At 54.9% G+C, this 23090-nt stretch carries 13 protein-coding genes; 6 read left to right on the top strand and 7 right to left on the bottom strand.

Annotated elements, in window-relative coordinates:
• The first annotated feature begins 32 nt into the window (after window positions 1–32).
• The 4 genes from SH467x_RS20880 (at window position 33) to SH467x_RS20895 (ending at window position 4879) form a co-directional block, all read left to right on the top strand.
• Window positions 33–686: a PEP-CTERM sorting domain-containing protein gene (locus SH467x_RS20880; RefSeq protein ID WP_482369027.1), complete on the top strand. Its 654-nt coding sequence runs from the start codon at window positions 33–35 to the stop codon at window positions 684–686.
• A gap of 130 nt (window positions 687–816) precedes the next feature.
• Window positions 817–1845, top strand: a complete 1029-nt coding sequence (locus tag SH467x_RS20885) for a zinc metalloprotease (RefSeq protein ID WP_482369028.1) — start codon at window positions 817–819, stop codon at window positions 1843–1845.
• 98 nt (window positions 1846–1943) lie between these two features.
• A complete protein-coding gene (locus SH467x_RS20890) occupies window positions 1944–3539 on the top strand; it encodes a methyltransferase regulatory domain-containing protein (protein WP_482369029.1) in 1596 nt (531 codons plus the stop codon).
• Window positions 3540–4210: 671 nt separating this feature from the next.
• Window positions 4211–4879 (top strand): helix-turn-helix domain-containing protein, encoded by a 669-nt coding sequence (locus SH467x_RS20895; protein WP_482369030.1) that lies wholly within the window; start codon window positions 4211–4213, stop codon window positions 4877–4879.
• A 1053-nt stretch (window positions 4880–5932) separates the two neighbouring features.
• On the opposite strand, the gene SH467x_RS20900 is transcribed toward SH467x_RS20895, so the two are convergent.
• From SH467x_RS20900 to SH467x_RS20930, 7 genes are all read right to left on the bottom strand, one after another.
• Complete coding sequence (locus tag SH467x_RS20900; RefSeq protein ID WP_482369031.1) at window positions 5933–9145, bottom strand: hypothetical protein; 3213 nt, start codon at window positions 9143–9145, stop codon at window positions 5933–5935.
• A 5-nt stretch (window positions 9146–9150) separates the two neighbouring features.
• Entirely contained in the window at window positions 9151–10431 is a 1281-nt protein-coding gene (locus SH467x_RS20905) for a peptidylprolyl isomerase (protein ID WP_482369032.1), read from the bottom strand.
• A 97-nt stretch (window positions 10432–10528) separates the two neighbouring features.
• Entirely contained in the window at window positions 10529–14215 is a 3687-nt protein-coding gene (gene mfd, locus SH467x_RS20910; protein WP_482369033.1) for a transcription-repair coupling factor, read from the bottom strand.
• Window positions 14212–16395 carry a prolyl oligopeptidase family serine peptidase gene (locus SH467x_RS20915; protein ID WP_482371405.1) on the bottom strand — a complete coding sequence of 728 codons (2184 nt, stop codon included), beginning with the start codon at window positions 16393–16395 and terminating at the stop codon, window positions 14212–14214. Before SH467x_RS20915 ends, mfd begins: the two co-directional genes overlap by 4 nt.
• A 24-nt stretch (window positions 16396–16419) precedes the next feature.
• Window positions 16420–18123 (bottom strand): hypothetical protein, encoded by a 1704-nt coding sequence (locus SH467x_RS20920; protein WP_482369034.1) that lies wholly within the window; start codon window positions 18121–18123, stop codon window positions 16420–16422.
• A gap of 28 nt (window positions 18124–18151) precedes the next feature.
• The gene (gene ilvD / locus SH467x_RS20925; RefSeq protein ID WP_482369035.1) at window positions 18152–19834 is read right to left on the bottom strand and encodes a dihydroxy-acid dehydratase; all 1683 of its coding nucleotides are present in this window, start codon (window positions 19832–19834) and stop codon (window positions 18152–18154) included.
• Window positions 19835–20296: 462 nt separating this feature from the next.
• Window positions 20297–21190 (bottom strand): ATP-grasp domain-containing protein, encoded by an 894-nt coding sequence (locus SH467x_RS20930; protein WP_482369036.1) that lies wholly within the window; start codon window positions 21188–21190, stop codon window positions 20297–20299.
• A 140-nt stretch (window positions 21191–21330) separates the two neighbouring features.
• Between SH467x_RS20930 and SH467x_RS20935 the strand changes: the two genes are divergently transcribed.
• A complete protein-coding gene (locus SH467x_RS20935) occupies window positions 21331–22197 on the top strand; it encodes an MlaE family ABC transporter permease (protein WP_482369037.1) in 867 nt (288 codons plus the stop codon).
• The gene (locus tag SH467x_RS20940) at window positions 22170–23081 is read left to right on the top strand and encodes an ABC transporter ATP-binding protein (RefSeq protein ID WP_482369038.1); all 912 of its coding nucleotides are present in this window, start codon (window positions 22170–22172) and stop codon (window positions 23079–23081) included. The genes SH467x_RS20935 and SH467x_RS20940 overlap by 28 nt, the downstream gene beginning before the upstream one ends.
• Window positions 23082–23090: the final 9 nt, after the last annotated feature.

Here is a 23090-nt window from a genome sequence, read left to right on the forward strand (position 1 = left end):
AGTCGGTCAACACCACCTAATGGAGTACTCTTATGTATCGCGTCCTTGTTTTAGTGGCATGCCTATTTTCGCAGGGCGTTTGCCAAGCAGGTTTCTTCTTTCGCGTCGAGGATGTCAACGTAGTTGCAGATGGGGTGAACCCGACTGTAGGTTCGGCGAATGTTTATTTATTCAGTGACAATCCAGCGATTGATATTGCCAGTTTTCCAACAATGACTGGCTATGGTGTAAGTCTTCAGCCAACCAACTTTACAGGATTAAGTGCTGCTCAGGTTCAATTGACCTCGGCGACGTTTTCATCCGCTCCCTATTCCCCGTTGTTCCCAAGTCTACCGACAGTGACAGCCAACGAAGTTGGCGGGCTGGAGCGCATGACGGTTACGACGAATTTCGCGGATCTTGCTTTGAATCCTAGCGTTGTTAACAATGCGGGGCTCTTCAAGGTTAATTTCTCGGTCGCTGCAGGAGCTACTGGAACCTTTGCAATTAATCCAATCAACGTTGTGGGAGCACCCTCATTCGAATCGTTGATGTTCGGTGCTTCAGGCACGGTGAATCCTGGCCTGACAGGCGGAACAGTAACCATCTCCGCTGTCCCCGAGCCAGGCAGCATGTTGCTGTTGGCCGTTAGTGGCTCTTTGGTAGGTCTCGTAGCTAGACGACGGTTCAAGACGGTCCGATCGTAAAGTAGCTTGGCTGACCTAATGAACGCATCAAAGCTCCAGGATTCCTGGAGCTTTTTTTGTGCCAGCAAATCAGATCCATTTACCGACTTGGTTTTCAAGGCTCAATCTATTCATGAAATGACTCTCTGTTATGAGACAAGCACCTTTTGATGCACGTTCTGTTTTCATTTCAGCTGCGATTTTGTGCGCGTTCGCTGCACCGAGCCAACTTCACGCGGGTGTCATCGAGACGGCTGGATTTGCAACGGCGGGGGTGCGATGGGATGCAGCACCGGTTGTGATTGGGGGAGTGGAGCGATCCTTGTCTGGGGGCATCCGCTATTCATTGCATGGGGGATCGTACGAAGCTTTCCGTGATCGGTTTCAGTGGTCGGTAGTCCCGACCGTGAGCGAGTTTCAGGCGGTCATCCACCAATCCTTTGGAGCTTGGCAATCGGTAGATCCCGTTTCAGGTCTAGGTACCAATCTCTCATTCGTTTCGGATTTGTCCACGCAGGTGGTCGGTGCGAATGCGTTTGGCAGTGTGAATTACCTGGGAGCCGAGATCGATTTGTTCGGCTGGGATGCGGGAGATGCCGGATTGCGAGGGTTCACCGGCATGTTGGTTTCTCCTACCGAAGTGACGCTAACGAGTGGCGTTCAGAACTATGCCAATACCGCAGCCATCGCGGGCGTCGACATCACGATCAACAACAACCTGAACGCTGTTTACAATCTCGAGACATTTCGACGGCTGTTGACCCACGAAATTGGGCACGCGGTGGGGCTCGGGGATGTTGATTTAACAGGGGCTTTTCTCGACGACAATTTTTCGTCCGCCAATCCGCTTGCGACCCTGAACAACTCTTGGGCCCATTTAGTGAATCCGTTGGATCCGATGCAATCCGCGGGGCTTTCGTTTTATAACATTCCAAGCTCGACGTTTGCTTTGAGCGGTGTCGACCTGTTGATGGAATCCAACGGGCTTGGGATCGGCCCCAACAACCCCTTGAGCAATGCCATCCCCCTTACCAATGACGAATACGGGATGCGTCAGTTCTTGTATCCGACGATCACTGCCGTTCCTGAACCTGGTACGCTGATCTTGGCTTGCACGGGAATGATCCTCTTGACGCGATTGCCGAGACGACGCCATCCGCCAGCCCTGAATGCACTATAACTGGATTGCGCTATTACCTGGATGCACTATGGCGCATGCACGCTATTGAATTCTCTCTGTTGAACGACATCATTTTTTAGAAGACCCGAGGAAACGCTGTGACTGAACTTTCTGGAATTGCGAAGGAATCGACCTATTCGTATGACGAGATTCCTTACCCGAGCCACCCCTTCGAAGCGACGCACCCCGACCACATCTATTCCTTAGCGAAGCTATTTAAGCTTGAACCAACGCTACCTGAGAACGCGAGAATTCTGGAATTGGGATGCGCCAGCGGCGGAAACATTATTCCTCTTGCAGATCAGTTTCCGAACGCAACGGTTGTGGGAGTCGACCTCTCCTCCAAGCAGATCTCGGATGGCCAAAAGATTGTTCAGGCTTTGGGGCTGAGCAATATCCGATTGATCGCAGAAGACTTTCAAGCGATTAACGATACGTATGGCGAGTTTGACTACATCCTCTGCCACGGAGTCTTTTCGTGGGTACCGCCCGTCGCGCAGCAGCGGATCTTGGAAATATGCCAAGAGCGTTTGACGCCCCATGGAGTCGCTTACATCAGCTACAACGCTTACCCAGGTTGGTTCATGCGAGGGATGATTCGGCAGATGATGCTGTATCATGTATCCAACCTGCCTGATCCTGCGAGCAAAATTCAGCAAGCTAGAGCGCTTCTATCGTTTATCGTGACGAGTACGGAGGGGCAAACCACTCCTTATGCGCAGGTACTGAAATCCGAATTGGAGTTGCTCACCAAGCATCCCGATTCCTATCTCTTCCACGAGCACTTGGAAGAGAACAATCGGCCGATGTTCTTTTATCAGTTCATGGAGATGGCCAAGGGGTACGGGCTTCAGTTCCTGGGTGAGACGAGTCTCGCGTCGATGATCACCAGCAATCTCCCTCCCAAAGCGGCCGATGCACTTTCGAAGCTGACCACCGACGTGTACCATCGGAGCCAATATACGGACTTCGTGACCAATCGAATGTTTCGGCAATCGCTACTTTGCCGAGCGGATGTGAAATTGGATCGGCACATCAGTCCATCGCGCATGGAGGGTGTCCGATACGCTGGCAACATCAAAGTGGAAGACCCCAGTTTGATGAACAACCTCAGCCCCGAAGTCGAAGTCGCCTTCAAGTGCCCGAACGGCCGAAAACTCCAAACGAAGCACTCGGCGTTGAAAGCATTGATGTTCGCGTTGGTGGAATCGTGGCCTCGATCGCTGGATGTCCCCGAGTTGTGCAAGGTGGTCGAGAAAAAGCTTTCGGAGTTGGTCGTAGTCGGAGAAAGGGAATCGATTTCGATTTCGCAGCTTGTGACCACCAATATGTTGCAATTGGTCGTGCGAGGTGACGTCGAGTTCCGCTGCGTTCCCGACCGATTTGTCACGGAATTGTCGTCGACCCCGAAGGTATCCGAATTGGTACGCCTCCAAGCGTCGCAAGGGGGACCGGTCACCACCCAACGGCATTCGATGGTCAATCTCGATCCCCTGACGCGTTTGATCACACAGAGCGTCGATGGCACGAAAACCAAAGGTCAGCTCGCCGATCATCTCGCATCGCTGGCCGAGCAAGGCAAGGTGAATATTAATATCAAGGGTGGGCAAAGCGTGGATATGCGATCGATCCATACGATGACGATCGACAAGGTTCTCGATCAGTTGAAAAATCACTCGCTGCTCGTCAGTTAGTCGGCGGGCTCGTCAGTTAGTGGGGACACATTCCAAGGTAAATCTCTGACGAGAGGGGCTTGAAAGCGCCTGAAAACTTTTTGTTCGGTTTAAGGCGTTTTCGACTCCTCTGCAAACGAGTATTCCTTGATCTCGCAAACAACCGGCACGACACCGGCACGATGTGTTTGAGGTTTTTTCAAAAATCTTACAAGTTTCGTGATCAGTTTTTGTTCGGAACGGAACTTTTGAAAACTGATTTTGCGTTAGACCTGGGAATTACAAGGGAATCGTCTAGGTCACTTCCATTCGACGCGCACGCCCTCGAGTGCTCCTTGTTACCATGTTGTCGAGATCTCGCGTTATTACATTTTCACGATCTCACCCATCGTTGGACGAGATTGAAATGGCGGTTATAGTCAGTTTAAGAGGTGGTTGGGGAATGGCACACGCCGTAGGGATGGCACATTGCGTCTTTCTCGGCTACTTCCATGCTCACCGTTTTCGATTTGACCTCTCGCATTCGAGACAGGCTGGGACTGTGCTGCATCTGTGAAGCTGCGCAGGAATAAGGACCGTCCGGATGCGAAAGCCCGCTCGCCCTATTATCCGTTCGCAGAATCCAATGGATCCTGCCCACGTAGCCCTCCAATCGCATAGCTAGCCCCCTAGCGAGGAACGCCTTTCCAGTGATGACAAAATCCCGTTTTCACGCCGTGAATTCGAAACTTCTCCGCAATCTTCGTCGTCGAGTCGGATGGTCCCAAGCCGAGTTGGGAAAGCGAGCGGGGTATTGCGAACGTGTGATCCGCAAAGCGGAAGCTGGCGGGACACTGAGTATGGAGACGATTGAGAATCTTGCTCAGACCTTTTCCAATGCCGAGATCCCGATCTCGACCAAGGAGTTGATTTACAGTGAGGAGCTATTAGCTAGAACGTTCGTCGAGAGTTATGACGGATATGGAGTCGACATGCTCGCGCATTGCGGCGATTTTCTGGCTCCCGATTTCGTATTCAACGTTCCTGCTCAAAAGTCCGTTCTCCAATTGGCGGGAGTTTATAACGGCAAGGAAGAGTTTCAAACGTTTTTAAATCGGTTCTTTTCATTCTTCACGCGTCGCCCTTCCTCGTTGGCCACGACTTACTTGACAGGGGAAGGGAGGGTGGCAGCGCAATTTGAAGATACGCTTTGTTTCTACGCGCATCAGCTTCCCCCCATTTGGGTGAACGTTCACTTCTTCTTCCGCGATGGATTGATCAGTCGCATCGATCAGCAGTTCGATTACCTCACCACCGTCACAGCCATTGAAGAGATCCGGCAAAAGCTTGGGCTTGGAGAGACCATGCATTTTCATTTGTGAGTAAGTGGCGAGTGGCGAGGGGCGAGGGGCGAGGGGCGAGGGGCGAGGAGCAGGGAGCAGGGAGCAGGGAGCATGGAGCAGGGAGCATGGAGCAGGGAGCAGGGAGCATGGGGCAGGGAGCAGGGAGCAGGGGGCGTAATGTCGAACGTTCTTCTCTTTTTGTCCTGAAAGGACTTGAGCCATTAGCCGGGGGTTGAGCGTATGCGATACCCCCGGTGGATTCCCCAAGGATTGTGCATCCCGACGGGATGCAAGCCGCACGCCTGAACGTCTTCGCGTTGTTCATCGAGCCATGGCGTTTCTTTAATCCCTTCGGGATCGAAGAGGGTGTGGGGGGGACCGGGGGTGTCGCTCGCGCTCAACCCCCGGCTACAAGCTTTGATCCTCTCAGGATCGATTGTAGAACAGTCGTCTCGACGGTTTCTTTTCGCTGAAGGCCAACCACTACTAGGCCTCGCCCGAACCGTCACGATTCCGGGGGATACCAAACGGGCGACGGTTTCGCATCCGGTCGAAGGCGTGGTGGCATGCAACGGTTTTGTTTATGGCTTTCAGCCAAAAGAGCCGTGTGGTGGCGTTGGTCCTAGGGCGTTGCCATAGGCTACGGTGTGCATGCCCTTCAGGCAAAAGACCAGAACGCGAGGAACATGCGTTGGTTCGGTAATTTGTGCAATCGCCCCTAACACGCCACGGTTTTGTTTATGGCCTTCAGCCAATCAGATCGTCGGGGGGCAAAACCTAGGGCGTTGCCCTAGGCTATGGTGTGCATGGCCTTCAGCCAAAAAACCCTCCATGCTCCATGCTCCATGCTCCATGCTCCATGCTCCATGCTCTCGCGTTATCGGGCTAGTCGAGTCGCCGATAACGTGCAAGCGGGGGAAGCCGTCGAGGACGACGGCTCTACATTGGCCTTCTCGCCCCTCGCTACTCGCCCCTCGCTACTCGCCCCTCGCTACTCGCCCCTCGCTACTCGCCCCTCGCTACTCGCCCCTCGCTACTCGCCCCTCGCCACTCGCCTCTCGCCACTCGCCACTCGCCACTCGCCTCTCACTCTTACGGATTGGAGTCGATGAGGGTCCAATGGTCGGTTTGGAATTGGTCGGAGACGGCAGGGGGGATGGTGCGGGTCGATTTTCCGGGCTGAATGTGAATGGCGTTCAATGCCCACACGCGCGACGTGGAATCCAATGCAACTCCTGCATTGGGATTGCTGCTATCGGCAATCAACTCCGACTTGGGAATCGCGATCTCCGTCGACCAACTCCCACCATTCTCCTTCACAGCAACATACCAATTCGGATTCCATCCTAACAAGTCGTTGCACCGATCACTGGTCTCCCCCTGGCGGTTCCACACAAACTCAAACCAGGTGGCATAATCCCGATCTAAATCGATCCGCAAGCGAACTTGCTCTTGCTCCTCCTTCACACTGTCATACCGTCGCTCGTTCGAAACAGATGCCGTCTCGCCACTGGAACTCTCGGCTACTTGGCAAAAGACATAGACGAACTCGTCGTCTTGCATGAAATACATCTCAGTGACCCCGCCATGCTCGCCCCACGGGTCCCGTAACGTGACTTGCGGTCCTTCGCTCCAGCCCTCGCTGTCCCGCACACCATCCAAAAAGGGTCGCGCCGGCGTCGTCGGCATCTTCAATAACCCAACAGGACTTGTTACATCATCCTGTGTCTGCACTGAACGCAATAATGCTTCCTCTTGAGTCCGAGTGCTGCGCCAGCCTAGGAGCATGGCGTTGGGGGTCGGCCAAAATGCATCGTAGAAGGTGTTCCCCTGGGATGGCGTTGCGATCATCTCCCGCTCCTTCAACGCGCGGTAGCGGGATGCGATGAGCCAGCCCCACTCCGGTGTCCTTCGCAGCAGACTCCAGTCGCTTGGGAAATCACTCAACAACCGATAGAACTCGGGATATCCCGATCCGACCGCAATGGGTATGCGACGCGGAGCATGCGAGTAGCTGGCATGTTGCACTGGCGAACTATCGTTCCCGCGTGCAAAGGGTGAAGAAATGGTCGTGGTGGATGCGGTGGAGACGCCATCCATTTCCTCCCGCCGATCCATATTTTGAATTCGCTTCAAAACAACTTGCTGCACCTCCATGCTTCCATGAAATCGCATCAGCTCGCTCATTGCCGCTTCCGCATACGAAGACCGCTTGTCAACTCCCAAGAGCAATTCCAGCGCGGATGACCAGTAGTTCCAGTGACCAAGCTGCCGATTCTTGATGGCGATTTCCAGAAGAATGGGGGCTTGATTGACCGTTTCGACACCCTTCATGGCGTCCATCAATCGCTCTTCCCAGATGCGATCCCGGACCAAGGGATTGGCGTTCGAGGCCGGAACAAATTCTTGATATTCAAACCAGACCGCCGTTTTGCGAACCATGCTCGAGCTGCTAATCGACATGGGGGAATCGACCAACTGCGAACCCAACCGGCGCTGCAATCCCTCCAAGGGATCGCGGAGTACTCCTTTGCGACCATCCAGCGTTCGGTAATAGATCCGTTCTTCCCCTGTGCGACCCAGTCGAATCGGATTGCTATGAACCATGTTCTGCACCGGAGTCACGATTTCCCCAAGCACGGATCCAGAGCTTTTCAAGAACATGGAACGTGGAAACTGCATCCCGCCGCTTCGCGTCCCCCGTTGGATCGTGCGATCCACGGACCAAACTTCATTGGGGATGCCGCTGGCCTCCGAGAAAAGTGTCCATTCGCGCCTGGATGACCATACAATTGCGAGCTCTACCGCCTCCGATAATCGGCCTTGAAGGGAGTTACCTGTGTAAGGACATTCCGTCACCACAACGTCGGGCTGTTCGCGCCGGATGGTCTGAATCAGCCGTCTCATCAATGCCGACTCGGGAGGTGTCGTGACGCTTCCGAGGGACTGGTAGTAGGTGAGATCCGACTGGCGAGGCATCGATTCTTGGCTGCTGACCGGAAAGGGACGCCATACATCGATCGTGCGAAGTCCTAGGTGATTGCCTGCCTCGACCACCCGTTGGGCTGGCTCTGGTAGATGGCTCGAACGCTCTTCGATACGTTGGTCATGGACCACCACCGCCGACACCGTTTGACGCGATTCTTGGTGAACATGAGCGAGTAGATCCCAAGCGATCGAGTCGACCGTCGCGGCGATATTCAGAATAGAAGTTCGCGTCGTTGCGCTGTGCACCCCCATCCACGCCTCTCCTCCGTTCCGCGATAGATGGATCGAACCACCTTCTCCGCATGCGAGGAGTACCGAGGGATCCAAAGCAGAGAGACCTCGCAGAACGGATCGCTGGCCAGTGGGAAGGACGCTCCAATTGGCCCCTCGATCCGTCGAACGCCACATGACGTTGCCCGGATTCCCGACCAACCAAATCGTATCACCGCTGGATGCGATGGCGTGGAAATCAATCAACTCGTAATCGCGAGGATTGCCAGGCACGAACACTTGCTCCCACCTTTGCCCATCCGCGCTTCGGTACAGCTGGCCGGCTGAACCTCCTACCCACCAAACGCCATCGAGACACTCGCAGAAATGGATCGACTGATAGGGTGAAAGTTGGAGACCCGATGGTTGAAACGTCACGCGATCGAACGAAACGAAACATCGACCCAATCGATCCACAGCGATGAGTTGGGGTGGCACCGATTCAAACTCGTTGCTCGATGAATTCTTGTAAGCAGCAATGCTGTGCAAATGTCCGCTGGGTACCGGAATCGATAGCCACGTTCGACCGCCATCGTTGGATTCGAAGGCGGCGGTTTGGTACGGCAACGACCAATCGCCCCAAGCCAACATTCGACCCGGACCCGTCATTCGGACTCCCGTCAATCTGGGGAGATCGATGTCGATCTTCTTCCAAGTCCGGCCGCCATCCTCGGTCGTTAACAGCGAGCCAACGCTTCGATGGGTAGTTGGCTCCACGGAACCACCCACCGCGACACCCAGCTTTTCATTGAAGAAATCGACCGCGTGCAAGGTCGCCGAAGTTCGTGGTGTTTGGACCGACCAAGTGCGACCACCCGTCGTCGTCAGGAGTATCAACCCTCTATCCCCAACCGCAACCGCGCGGTCAATCGAAAGCATTTGGCAATCGCGAAGGGACCCGTCGGCGATCCCCGCAGAACGTTGAGTGGCCTGAGCAAAGAGAGGTGCGGGCGCAAGAGTGAGAAAGAATGCGAATAGAATCCGCACGCCATGGAAGGCCATCGAACGAATGTTCACATTGGGAAAGGCCCGTGGAGAAGCAATCATGCGGGTCACTGGTACAGTTGGCTAAGTGGCAGGGAACCGGGGAAGTCTTCGGGCCATCGGGTCCAGATCGCCGTCTCGGATCGAACCTTTTCCAAAAACTCCTTCTCCATCTGCTTCGTCTTCTCCTCCGTTAGCTTCTTGCGGATCTCGGACTGCACATCGGAGAAGGGAACCGTCATGGCATCGGTTCGCTCGACCACACGAACGATATGGAACCCATCGGAATCTTCAATGACTAGGCTCAGCTTATCGAGCGGGATGGAGAAGATCGCTTCATCGATTGGCTTGCTCTTTAGAGACCCTTTATTCGTCCAATCCATCTTGCCCCCCTGGCTCGCCGTCCAGCCGGTCGACATGGATTTGGCTACGTTTTCAAAGGGATTGCCAAAGAAGACTTGATTCCCCATTTCGCGGATTGCGTCGAAGGCGGCTTCTTTGGTGGGATACTTGGTGAAGGTCGCGGTCAGTATTTCGAAACGAGCGCGTGCGTTGCGTTTGAATTCATCGATGTGATCGTCGTAGTAGTCTTGCATTTCGCTCAGCTCGATGACCGGTTTGCTGGCGACATTGCTTCGAACACACTGCGACGCGAGCATGTTCTCGGTCCATTCGTGTTGCAAGGATTGAACGGTTCGATTGGACTTTTCCAGAAGCAGATGAAACTCCTCTTCCGACTCGCACTTTTGGCGCTTCATCATGTCGGGCAACGCTTCCTTGTAAAACATCTCGGCGATCTTCCGATTCACCTGCGACGAAGCAGCCTCTCGTTCCTTGAGCGATTTGCCTGCAACCTGCTCATCGATGAAACGCTGCGCGAGTGCCTTTCGGATGACAATCTGCGCTAACATCTTCCGCAATTGTGGCTCGAAGGCTGGATTCTGAAGGACCTCGGGGCTGGCTTTCTTTGGGTCGATAATGTGACCGACCAAGACAGGTTCTCGGCCAACCCAAGCAACGAGATCCCCCGCTGCGAACTCCTTCAAGTCGAGTCGCGACTCCGCGGGAGCTTGCCCAACCGAATCGTCAATGTATTCCGAGAAGTCCATGTTGGTGGGCGAACTATTCGTCAGTCCAACATTTCGCGACGCGATGAAAACGGGCTGCTCCAGGGTGCGGCCTTCCGGCGGAAGCCCCGCCACTGGAATTCCTGAGGTTGGCATTCCTGAGGTTGGGGGACTGGCCAATGGGGCTTGGCCGAACGCAATGGGGCCGAGTGAAGCGAGAGGGAGCCAGCCAAAGAACGTTGCGAGGGAGAGAATCTGGAAACGTTGGTGCTGGTTTCGCATGTCTTGCCTATCCGTGGCTTGGCGATGATGGTTGAACCGGGGGCTAGCGCCCTGCGGCTCATGGCCTTATTCTGCATGCCTTTTAATCCATCCGGGGTTAGAGCTGCAAGATGGATTGAAGCAATGCGAGCAAATCGATCTTTTGAATGACCTTTTCGATCGGTTCGGGAGGCTCGACTTTCGTCGGTTGACTGGGCTCGACCCGTGGACGCCGCCAAATGGGTTCGGCTGCCGTCCCCCTTGGAGGCTGGGGCTTCTCGGGACGCAATGGCCAATAGCAGCTGGTTTGGTCGACGATTCGGAGCCGACCGTTGTGTTTTTTTGCTAGCTGTTCGACACGGCTGCGGTCGGTGTAGTGAAAGACCAGAAACTCATCTTCGATTCCAACATATTGGATCGACCAAATCGTGGCATCCATGCGGAGCTGTGAAACGGCGAGTAGTCGTTCCACGGGGGGAGGGAGTTTGCCAAAGCGATCTTCCAACTCCTGCTTGATCTCGTCGATGGATTGGATGCTCTGGATCCGGCTCAGACGGCGGTAGATATCGATTTTGTGTCGCATCTCAGGAACGTATTCCGATGGCAAGTAGGCTTCGATCGGGACATTCAACTCGACTGTGATCTCCAGCTTCTGCGGCTGCTTGGTCAGCTCTCGAACAGCGTTCTCCAACAGTTGGCAATAGAGCTCATAACCGACGGCGGCGATGTGGCCACTTTGCTGGGTACCCAGCAAGTTACCGGCTCCTCGAATCTCCAAATCTCGCATGGCGATCCCGAACCCCGCCCCGAGTTGCGAGAATTCTTCGATGGCATGCAGTCGTCGCGCGGAGTCGGGTGTGAGGTGTTTGCGTTTGTCGACCAGGAGGTAGCAGTAAGCCTGATGCTTGTAGCGTCCGACGCGTCCTCGCAATTGATGGAGCTCGGAAAGCCCGTAGCGGTCGGCTTCGTCGATGAACATGGTGTTCGCGTTGGGGATGTCCAATCCGCTTTCGATAATGGTGGTGGCCAAGAGTATGTCGGCTCGATGCTCGATGAAGTCCACCATGACCTGCTCGAGCACCCCCTCCTCCATTTGACCATGTCCGACCAAGATCCGAGCTTCTGGTACGATGCGTTGCAGACGCGACAAGAGGACGGGCATATCCTCGATACGATTGTGAACGAAGTAGACTTGACCGTCCCGATTGAGTTCGCGAAGGATCGCGTTTCGGATCAAGTGTTCGTCGAAGCGGGCGACTCGCGTTTCCACCGCCATTCGCTCCTCGGGTGCCGTTTCCAAATTCGAAATATCTCGCACCCCGACGAGCGACATATGAAGCGTCCGCGGGATCGGAGTCGCAGACATGCTCAGCACATCCACGTTTTGGTTCGACCGCTTGAGCCGCTCCTTCAGCTCGACGCCGAACTTTTGTTCTTCGTCGATGATGAGCAAGCCCAGGTTATAGAAGTTGACATCCAGCGAGGCGACTCGATGGGTTCCTACCACGATATCGACTTGCCCGCGAGCGAGCCGCTTCAGTGTTTCTCGCTGCTGGCTCGCGGAGATGAATCGATTGAGTTTGGCGATCTCAAATGGAAACTCGGCCATGCGAGCTTTGAACGTTTTGTAATGTTGCTCGGCCAGGACTGTGGTGGGAACCAAGACAGCGACTTGATAGCCGCTCTCCACAGCCTTGAAGGCCGCTCGCATCGCCACTTCCGTTTTTCCAAAGCCGACATCGCCGCACAGCAATCGCTCCATCGGTCGGGTCGACATCATATCGGCCTTTGTCGCAGCGATGGCGGTGAGTTGGTCCGCGGTTTCTTCATAGGGAAACGACGTATCGAATTGCGTTTGCCATACCGAATCCGGTTTGAAGGCGATGCCGCTAATGCTGCGTCGCTGGGCCTGCAGTTCGAGCAACTCCGCCGCCATGTCGACCACGGACTCTTCGGCAGCTTTCTTTTGCCGCACCCAAGCTTGTCCGCCAATCTTCGCGAGCTTCGGACGCGTTTTCGTCCCACCCACGTAACGCTGCACCAAATCGATTTTGGTGGTCGGCACATAGAGCTTGGTCCCGCCATCGAATTCGATGGTCAAGTGTTCGAATTTCTGTCCATGCTTCTCGATCATCTCCATCCCGAGATAGATACCGATGCCATGAGACAAATGGACGACCAGATCACCCGGTTTGAGATCCAGAAAGCTATCGATGGCACGGGAAGCATGCCGCTTCGAAGATCGTCGCAGGGTGGAGCGGCGAAGCATCTGATTGAGGGTCAGTACGAACGCACCCTGCGGAGGCAGTTCGAATCCAGCACTCAAAAGCCCCAACTCCAGCAGAACGCGTCCCTCTTGATATGCTTGGGACCCCTGCATCAGATCGTGCATTCGGGAAAGCTCTCCTTCATTGATGCAAACGACCAATGCAGTCCGATTCTTTCCAAGGGCCTGATCGACTTGTTTGGAGAGGCCTTCCATCTCGCCGCCGATCCGTTGCACATCACCGATGGGTACCTGCAGGAGTTCCCCCGTATAACCCTCGATAGCCAGCTGCGTGATTTGCGCGACGGCATGCTGCTGCAGTACCGTCAAAATCTCGGTCGGCTTGCGAAACCGCTCGGGGAACGGGATTCGAGCCAAATACGCTTCCGCATGGTGCAGGGCCGCGATCGGCTCGTGTACAAGGACCATCGTCTCCTTCGGCAAGAACTCCAGAAACGAAGCCTCGTCTTTGATCGCCTCGTCCGCTGCAATCAAATCGACTTGATCCAGCCGGGTGGAAGATCGCTGGGTCATCGGATCGAAAGATCGGATCGATTCGATTTCATCATCGAACCACTCGATGCGCCGAGGTTCGCTGCAATCGGGAGGAAAGACGTCGAGGATTCCACCTCGTGCGGTGAACTCGCCTGCCATCTGCACACTGGTAGTCGTTCGGTAACCGTTTTCCGCAAGCCACCCTTTCAGTTTGGCCAAATCGACGCGTTGACCAACGCGAAGGCTTCGTCGGTCGTGCTCCAGCTGCGATGGACTGGGGACATTGTGCATCATCGCCTGGACGGTCGTGACGATCACAGGTGCATCGAGTTGCTTGGAATTCTTTGCGTACGATTGGAGATGCGAGAGGACATGGAGCCGCTGGATGACCTCCGCCTGCTGCAATGCGTCCTCTGCGATTTCATCCGATGCAGGTGGAAAGACTTCGCAGCTATGTTCGAGAAAGAAATCGAGATCGCGCGCGACGATCTCCACATCTTGATGCTGCGAGAGGACGACCAAAATGGGGCGCTGGAACTTTCGCCAGGTTGCAGCCGTAATGGGTGCGACCGCTCCGAGCCAGGCCCCTTCCCAGCAGATGGGATCGTTTCGACTCCATTTCCGTAGGGTGTTTTCGAATCCCTTCAAGTCGAGAATGCCATCGAGCAATTCCGTTGCTTTTGCGCGGAGCTGAATCGCTTTGGCATCATGGTCCAATTTCTCGGACTTTTTGATTTGGGCAGCCCGATCGGCTCGCTTCCTTTCGGCATCAAAGGATTCGACCGCTGCGTCGGAAGCGCGAGTGCTCGAAGAAGCCCGACTCGAGGCTTTCTTCTTGACACCTTTTCCATCGCTAGTTTTCGTTCCATCGCTAGGTTTCGCTCGAGATGGGGAGGAAGTCTCGCGCGCAGCATGCTTTTCGAGTGTCAGTTCGATGCTTTCGATCGCATTGGGATCGTCGTGAAAGTCATCGGGGGCAGGCGCGTCGGTTCCTCGCTTGAGAAAGTCGGCTAAGGTGCGCGATTTGGGTCGCTTCGCCTTCATGGCTTAGAAGGCTCGCGCGTGTTATGTAGAACGAAAGCCCACATGTCCGCAGCCGCTTCGATTAATTTGCTAACCGGTGTACCCGCGCCATGCCCTGCACTCGTCTCGATGCGGATCAAGGCCGGACTCGATCCACTTTGGCAAGCTTGAAGACGAGCCGCGAATTTAAAGCTATGACCTGGCACGACTCGATCGTCATGATCCGCGGTGGTGACCATCGTCGCAGGATAACGTGTTCCAGGTCGCAGGTTATGAAGGGGTGAGTAGGAGAGCAACGTCGAGAACTGCTTGGGATCATCGCTGCTCCCAAATTCATTCACCCAAGCCCATCCGATGGTGAACTTCTGAAATCGGAGCATATCCATCACCCCAACCGCAGGGAGCGCCACGGCGAAAAGATCGGGACGCTGCGTCATGACCGCACCGATCAGCAATCCCCCATTGCTGCGACCGTGCACCGCGAGACGATCCCTATTCGTGTAGCGATTGGCGATGAGATACTCCGCGGCCGCGATGAAATCGTCAAAGCAATTTTGCTTCTTATCGAGCATAGCCGATTCATGCCATTCCCGACCGTATTCTCCACCCCCTCGAATGTTCGCCACCGCATACACTCCACCTTGCTCCATCCAAGCAAGATTGGCAGGTGAGAACGTAGGGGTGATCGAAATATTGAAACCCCCATAGGCATAGAGGAAGGCACGTCCGTTTCCGTCTCGAAGGAATCCCTTTTTGTACGAAAGAATGAGAGGAATCCGTGTCCCATCTTTGCTGGTATAGAACGTCCTCTCGGTTACAAACTCTTTAGGGTCAAACGCGATCTTCGGTTCACGCCATGGTTTCACAGCACCATCGGATAAATCGACTCGATAGATTGCCGGCGGGGTGATGGTGTTGGTAAACGAGAAAAATGTTTCCTTCGAAGCCCGCTTCCCTTCGAACCCGGTTACGGTCCCAAGTCCAGGAATGGGCAAATCCTCGAGGCGTGTCCCATCGACTTGGTACCGCCGCACGACGCTCGTGGCATCTTGGAGAAGGGTGACGAAAAATTGGTCCTGTATCAGACTGGCCCCTTCGATCGACTCGGCCGATTCAGGGACAATCGTCTTCCATTTCGATTCCTCTTTTTGGATTCGGTCGATGGCGATGATACGGCGTTTGGGAGCGTCCCGATCGGTTTCAAAATAGAAGAGATCACCATCGTTGCCAAGGAATTCGTATTCGGCAAGGAAGCCGCTTAGAAGCTCTCGAAAGTCTTTTTGGACAGGAACGGAGCCTGCCTCGATCGGCGCATAGAAGATTTGATTTTTGCGTTCCGTACCGCGCCAGACCGCGACGATGAGAAAGGCACCATCGTCCGAAACCTTCGGTCGGAACCCCCATTCCTTCTCGTCACTTCGTTCGTAGACAAGGAGATCGGCCGATTGGGGAGTACCCACCTTGTGATAGTAGAGTTTTTGAAAGTAGTTGGCGCCGGTGAACTCCGATTCCGTTTTGGGCTGGTCATAACGGCTGTAGAAGAAGCCGGCGTTGTCCTTCGTCCAAGCGACGGTGCTGAATTTGATCCAATCCAACGTATCTACCAGATCGCTGCCTGTTTCGATGTTTCGGATCTTCCAGGTGTTCCAATCGCTTCCCGCTTTCGCAAGACCGTATGCCAGCCACTTTCCGTCGCTGCTCACCTCGTATCCCGCAAGCGAGGTTGTGCCATCGGAGCTGAGGGTGTTGGGGTCGAGCAAAACCTCCTTAGGGGCATCGAGTTCGGCGGCCTTGTAAAGAATGTTTTGATTCTGCAGGCCGTTGTTGTGCGAAACCACCCAAGTCGTACCATGCACAGTGGGGAAGCCATAGCGCTCGTAGTTCCAGAGCTCGCCCAGACGCTTGACGAGAGACTCTCGCTCCGGAATCCCTTTCAGGTACCCGAATGTCAGTTCGTTCTGTTTCTTTACCCAGTCTTTTGTTTCCGAGCTGTCAACGTCCTCGAGCCATCGGAAGGGATCTTCTACTTTCTGGCCATGGTAGTCGTCGACTTGATCGACCGCCTTGGAAGAAGGGTAGTCAAGATTGGGAGCTGGTTCATCTTGCCCCAGGGACCGCCCCGATAAAGAATTTCCGTCCCACCCAACAAACGCGAAGTAGACGAAGACGAAAGCGACGCAACGGTGGTACAAAGGGTGCATCAAGTTGTTAATTCCTGGTAGCGATTAGTCGGCTTCTTCTGAGCTGAAGTCGCCGGTGAAACCGAGTCCGGTGATATCGCTGATACGGCCAGCCAATAAACCGTACTGGTTGAACACGAACAACACGGTGAAGGGCATGAACAGTCCGATGGCGATCTCGCCTACGATTCCGTCCCGCAGCGCCCACGCATTGAGAATGAAAAGAAACCCGAACGCAAGCATCGTCTGCAGGTACATGGCCCCCCAAGCGTCCGGCTTGGCTTTGAAAGAATCAAGCACATTCTTTGAAAATGGCTCCGTGATCGCATTGTTGTCCGCCATGCTCAACAAGAAGAAGGGGAACAGGAGCCAAGTCGACAGCAGGCCAAATAGCGCCGTGGTGATATGGCTCCCTGCAATCGATGCCAAACCAGTCCCGATCATGCCGCCGGGAATGGAGGCGATCGCCAGGGATGATAGCACCATGATCACCTCTCCTGCCATTTCACCCGTTCGAGTAAAAGGCCAGTCTTGGATGCGATGGTATTGATTCGCCACCGTCGAGAGGACGCACATGCCCAAGGCTAATAAGGAGCCGAAGACGGGCACGCAAGGAACCAGGAAGATGACAGCTTGCAAAATGACTCCAAGCCTCTCCGTGGCTTGAAAAAGCTCGGGTGCTGCCGTCACCATGGGAAACCAAATGGCGCAGAACAGTCCGAAGAAGATCATAATAAAGACGAGCAGCGGATCTCGGCAGAACCAGAACAGGAGCGAGATCCAACGTTGGGAATCGAAGGAAGCGGTGAGTCCCTCCAATTCCTTTGCTTCGGCGTCGACTTCCGCTCGCGCCTTCTCCATCATTTCGTCGGTTCGGGCTTTGGAAGTGTTCGAGTCTCGAACCGAGTTCGCATCGGATCGCACGAACTTCACGTCAGCGATTTCATGGTCCAAGACGACGGTACGCTGTTTCTTTGGGACCTTGGGCTCTGGGACGAGGAATTCCGAAAAGCAATCGGGGCATCGTACCGATTTGCCTATCCGAGATTTCGGAGCCATCATGCGAGTGCCACAAACCTTGCACCCGAAACTGAACTCGTCTTCGCGAACCGAATCGCTTCCGATATCCAGCGCGCTGCTGGACAAAACAATGTCGTCGAGCACGCCGGCCAATGCTGGGGCACCCGTGGGAAGTTCAAGCCCGATCGGGAGGCCTTTCGGTTTCGCCGGCTCGATCGGTGACAACTGAAAGTCGTCGTCGAACTCGTCGAGGGTGGGACTCGGCCGCTTGGTGGTCGATGGGGGCGCTCCGTTCGAAGGTGGCTTTGGAGCTGCGCGACCCGGGGGGGACGGGACTCCGTTCGGATTGGTCTGGAGCGCGGACTCGACCAGTGGTGCAAGCTCGGGTAGATCGTCGTCGAATAGGCTGGGGCGGCTCGGGGTGGCTGCAGCATCGTCCCGCGCTGAGGCAGCATTTTCCCTCGCTGACGCGTCGGGTTGGGATGGAGAGGTCCTAGCGGACGCGGCGGGTGGAGCAACTGTTTTCTGGCCTGAGATGTCGGCGGGCCCGGAATCGAGATTGAGCCATTCCTCGTCATCGGAAGGCTTGGGCTGGGCACCGGGAACGACGATCGTATTCTTGCACTGCGGGCAAGCCAGCCGCTGGCCAGCGAGCTTCGAGGGGGCTCGAAGCTTTTTTTGGCATTGCGGGCAAAGGAAACTGAGTGGTGAAGGATTCCCCGTAGACAATTGTAACGGATCTCCGTTGGGACAAGGGCTATTCGTCCGTGACGCAGCCTTCGCTGGCGCTCTTCACGTTCTTAATGTACTTGTACAGTGTACCACGAGTTGCCTTCAAAGGTGGCGCCTTCCACTCAGCCTTTCGCTTCGCCATTTCTTCATCCGAAACGGCGACTTGAAGCACGTTTTTCTCGGCATCGATGGTGACGATATCGCCATCGCGAACCAAGGCGAATGGCCCGCCAACTTGCGCTTCCGGTGTGATGTGTCCGACGATGAAGCCGTGGGACCCGCCCGAGAATCGTCCGTCGGTAAGAAGTGCTACGTCGGAACCCAATCCAGCACCCATAATGGCCGAGGTAGGGGTGAGCATTTCCGGCATCCCGGGGCCCCCCTTGGGACCTTCGTAGCGAATGAGGATCACATCCCCCTTTTGAATCTTCTTTTGTTCCAAGGCCTCGAGCATCAGCTCTTCGCTATCGAAGCAACGTGCGGGGCCCTCGAACAATAGTCCCTCTTTGCCTGTGATCTTCGCCACGGCTCCCTCGGGAGCGAGATTGCCGAAGAGAATTTGAATATGTCCGGTCGATTTGATCGGGTTGGACAACGGTTGGACAATCTTTTGTCCCTGCTTCAGATCGGGAAGTGGGGCGATATTCTCAGCCAATGTTTTGCCGGTGACGGTCATGCAATTGCCGTCGAGGAACCCTTCCTTGAGAAGAAACTTCATCACCGCTGGCGTTCCACCGATGGAGTGCAAATCTTCTTGGACGAATTTGCCGGACGGTTTGAGGTCCGCCAACAAGGGAACGCGATCGCTGACATTCTGGAAATCCTTCAACGTCAAATCGATATCCACACTCCGGGCCATAGCGATCAAGTGGAGGACGGCATTGGTGCTACCCCCTAAAGCCATCACGACAACCATCGCGTTTTCAAAAGCAGCACGAGTCATGATGTCACGCGGTTTCAAGTCCATTTCCATGAGCAACTTGATCGCCTTGGCGGCTCGCGCGCACTCGTCGATCTTCGCGGGATCTTCGGCGGGGATCGAAGCGGAGTAAGGGAGCGCCATCCCAAGGGCTTCGATGGCGGATGCCATGGTGTTGGCTGTGTACATCCCACCGCAAGCTCCCGCGCCGGGGCAAGAGTTGCGAACGATGTTGGCACGCGTTTCTTCATCGATCTGACCGGCCAAGTACTGTCCGTAGCATTGGAATGCCGAGACGATGTCCAGCGATGTACCATTCCACTTGCCGGCACGAATGGTGCCACCATAGATCATGAGCGAGGGGCGGTTCAAGCGTCCCATGGCGATCAAGCAGCCCGGCATGTTCTTGTCGCATCCGGGGATAGCGATCAAGGCATCGTACCACTGGGCTCCCATGATGGTCTCGATCGAGTCGGCAATCAAATCGCGAGACTGGAGGGAAAAGGACATCCCCTCGGTCCCCATGCTGATCCCGTCGCTCACCCCGACGGTATTGAATCGCATGCCGACCAAACCTTCGGCCACCACCGCCTGCTTGGCTTGGAGGCCCAAGTCCAAGAGGTGCATGTTGCAGGTATTCCCCTCGTACCAGACGCTCCCGATCCCCACTTGCCCTTTGTTCATGTCCTCCGGCGTCATCCCTGTGCCGTACAACATGGCCTGCGAAGCCCCTTGGCTCTTGGGCTGCGTGATGCGGGACGAGTATTTGTTCAAGTTAGAAGCGGTCATTGCGTTCAGAGAGGGCTGGAGGGGTAGATGGAATCTAAGGTGAGAATTGTAGTTTCCTCGCTGACGCTTTGTAACCACAAATGGGGGGGGCGAGGGCCCAATGTAGTGCCGTCGTCCTCGACGGCTTCCCCCGCATGCACGCTATCAGCGAATCGACCAACCCGATAACGCGAGAGCATGGAGCATGGAGCACGGATGGGTTTTTGGCCAAGGGCCATAGACAACGTAGCATTGGGCAACCCACTACAAACAAGCCTGGCGTGGGCGGCCGCTTCTAGTAATCCAGCATTCGCTACGCTCATGCTGGATTACTAGAAGCATGTTCTTACCAGATCCAACCGTTTGATTCATCGTGAGTCAATGATTTGAGAGGAACCGCGCCACCTATGTCCTGATTGTTCCCGCCTCGCCACTCGCCACTCGCCTCTCGCTACTATTCCGGGTGAGGTAAGGGGGCGCTATTCAAGCATCGAGTCGCTTCACAATCAGATCGGCGTAATGTTCGACGCCGCGCTCGGTGTAGCGAAGGTAAAGATCAGGCTCGATCATTTCGATCTCCATGAGCAAATAAGGAATGGGGCTATCGGGATTTGGATTGCGGACCCAATCCAATCGCGCGTAAAGCGTGCCGGATTGAAAATCCTCCAGCAAGACACGGGAGGAAGCGACCAGCCATGGGTCTGGCTCCCAGCGTTTGTATATACCTCCATGCTGAACTTGCACACGGAAATCGCCCGACTTAGGACGTTTGAGGATCGAGTGGTAGTATTCGCCCCCCAGGAACACGAGCGAGTGCTCGCCGTCCTCACAGATCGTGGGCAAAAAGGGTTGCAAGATAACTGACTCGTCCTGAAAGGTAGCTTCGATTGTGCGGAGTTGTTCGCGCAGGTTCTTGTGATGGACGGCCAACGTACGGAAGCTTCCCGCGCTTACCACCGGCTTGAGAATCAACCGGTCACATCGGAATCGACGAAATAGGGCATTCCAATCCAGAGCCGATAATTCTTTGCTCGGATGGATCTCGGTCGGGATCACCCAATCTTGAAAACTCCCTAGCTGGGTTAAATAGCGTTTGTGGATGTTGGCTTGGATGATCGACTCGGGGTGGAGCAACGCGCCGCAACGTTTGGCGATCTCCGAGATCCTCTTCAGAAAAAGATCCGGCGTGAGGTAGTAGTCCCATGGAGAGCGAATGAGCACACAGCGAAAATCCTCCCATGCAACTTCGTCGTCTTTCCAGTCGACCGCTTCAATGGACCAGCCGCGTCGCTCCAAGGCGTTTGCTAGGAGCGGATCGTCTTGACCGTCATAAATGCCATGCTGCTTGGTCAAGAAGGCGCATCGGATGGGTTTCATTGGTCTCATGGCAATCGCGGCAAAGGGAATTCTCAATCCATAGTCGTCAGCGAAAAACCTATACCGGCACAGGCTGAAAAACTGGCACAACCGGTAAAGTCGGCTCAAGTTACGCGGCTTGCCTGCTCGATACAAGATGTATGGCGCCAGCGGAATACCGACCCAATCCTCTTCTCGAGAGGCTGAAACAGAGCTTTGTGCGGCTTGCAACCGCCTGGGGTGGGGTCGTGGTCGGTGCCATTTCGACGCTTGGAGATATCTCCCTGTTCGCATGGCAGATGCTGGGATGGATGATTTCTGCGAAACCCAAAAAAGAAACGCTACTTCCCAATTTCTATGCGGTGGGCGTATTGAGCCTGCCCGTCGTCGCCTTGACCGGAACCTTTATCGGCATGGTGCTAGCAATCCATAGTTATGAGCAATTCCGTAACATGGGTATGGAAAGCCGACTTGGGGCGGTCATCAACATGTCCCTGGTTCGAGAGCTTGGCCCCGTCCTTGCCGCGACGATGCTCGCGGGACGCGTTGGTAGTGCGATGGCAGCGGTGATCGGAACGATGCGTGTCACCGAACAAATCGATGCACTGATCAGTATGGGGGCGAACCCGATTCACTATCTGGTAGTCCCTCGCTTTCTGGCCTGCGTCCTTTTGATTCCAGCCTTGACTATCATGGCCGACTTCATGGGGATTGTAGGTGGCTACTTCCATAGCGTGATCGTCTTGGGAATCGACCATGCGCAGTACTTGCAAAATAGCCGCGACTTTGTGGATGGCTTCGATCTTTTTTCAGGGATCTTCAAGAGCGTGATCTTCGGAGCGATCATAGCGGTGGTAAGTTGCTACCACGGATTCCATTGCTTGCCCGGAGCCGACGGGGTTGGGCGAGCCGCGACGACCGCCTTTGTGCAAAGTTTTGTGATGATTCTGGCATTGGATATCATTATGAATTTGATGCTCAATGCGATTGACTTCGCCTTATGGCCTGGAAGGTCGAAGCTGTTTTGATGGACGAGAACTTGATTGCAAACCTAGCGACTGCCACGCGAGGGTCTCAGCCGTTGGTCGAGACCCGCGAATTGTATTTGCAGTTCGGAAAGCAGATCGTGCTCAATAACATTTCGCTCTCCATTCCTCGGGGCCAAACGGTTGCCATTATCGGGGAAAGCGGCTGCGGCAAGACGATGTTGCTCAAGTCATTGGTGGGGCTCATTCGCCCTACGCGCGGGATGATTGCGTTTGACGGCTACGACATTCAATCCCTTGATGAACATGCGATGACGGCGCTTCGCAAGCGATTTGGATTCGTCTTTCAGAATGCCGCGCTGTTCGACAGCATGACCATCGAACAAAATGTGGCCTTTCCGATCCGACAACATGGAATGCCACATGGAAGCTCGGAACGCCAACTGATCCAACAACGCCTCAATGAAGTTGGGTTACCGAACAACGTATTGCCCAAACGACCATCGCAACTCTCCGGTGGCATGCGAAAGCGAGTCGGATTGGCCCGGGCACTGATCTTGGAGCCAGACCTACTCCTCTATGATGAACCAACAACTGGCCTGGATCCGATCATGAGCGATGTGATCAACGAACTGATGATGCGTACCCGAAAGCGTTACGAAGTCACCAGTATCGTCGTGACCCATGACATGCATTCGGCTAGAAAAGTTGCGGATCGAGTTATCATGCTTTACCCGTATTCACGTTTGAAGCCCGGTGAAAGTCAGATTCTGTTCGACGGTCCACCCTCGGAATTGGATTTCACTCGCGATAAGCGGGTGAAGCAATTTGTGATGGGGGAGGCTGGCGAACGATTGATGGAGATGTTGGGACAGCAAGGTCGAGGGGATTTGGATTCCCTCAATCCGCATGCACCTCCCCGATAACGCCCGAAC

Origin of the sequence: Brakhagea slesvicensis (genome assembly GCF_052161625.1) — a bacterium.
Classification (GTDB): domain Bacteria; phylum Planctomycetota; class Planctomycetia; order Pirellulales; family Pirellulaceae; genus JBKCUI01.

Excerpts from the sequence above, each read along its gene's own strand:
- SH467x_RS20940 (WP_482369038.1), top strand. The coding sequence starts at position 22,170 with ATGGCCTGGAAGGTCGAAGCTGTTTTGATGGACGAGAACTTGATTGCA.
- SH467x_RS20935 (WP_482369037.1), top strand. The coding sequence starts at position 21,331 with ATGGCGCCAGCGGAATACCGACCCAATCCTCTTCTCGAGAGGCTGAAA.
- SH467x_RS20915 (WP_482371405.1), bottom strand. The coding sequence starts at position 16,395 with ATGCACCCTTTGTACCACCGTTGCGTCGCTTTCGTCTTCGTCTACTTC.
- SH467x_RS20880 (WP_482369027.1), top strand. The coding sequence starts at position 33 with ATGTATCGCGTCCTTGTTTTAGTGGCATGCCTATTTTCGCAGGGCGTT.
- SH467x_RS20900 (WP_482369031.1), bottom strand. The coding sequence starts at position 9,145 with ATGATTGCTTCTCCACGGGCCTTTCCCAATGTGAACATTCGTTCGATG.
- SH467x_RS20905 (WP_482369032.1), bottom strand. The coding sequence starts at position 10,431 with ATGCGAAACCAGCACCAACGTTTCCAGATTCTCTCCCTCGCAACGTTC.
- SH467x_RS20885 (WP_482369028.1), top strand. The coding sequence starts at position 817 with ATGAGACAAGCACCTTTTGATGCACGTTCTGTTTTCATTTCAGCTGCG.
- SH467x_RS20930 (WP_482369036.1), bottom strand. The coding sequence starts at position 21,190 with ATGAAACCCATCCGATGCGCCTTCTTGACCAAGCAGCATGGCATTTAT.
- ilvD (WP_482369035.1), bottom strand. The coding sequence starts at position 19,834 with ATGACCGCTTCTAACTTGAACAAATACTCGTCCCGCATCACGCAGCCC.
- SH467x_RS20895 (WP_482369030.1), top strand. The coding sequence starts at position 4,211 with ATGACAAAATCCCGTTTTCACGCCGTGAATTCGAAACTTCTCCGCAAT.
- mfd (WP_482369033.1), bottom strand. The coding sequence starts at position 14,215 with ATGAAGGCGAAGCGACCCAAATCGCGCACCTTAGCCGACTTTCTCAAG.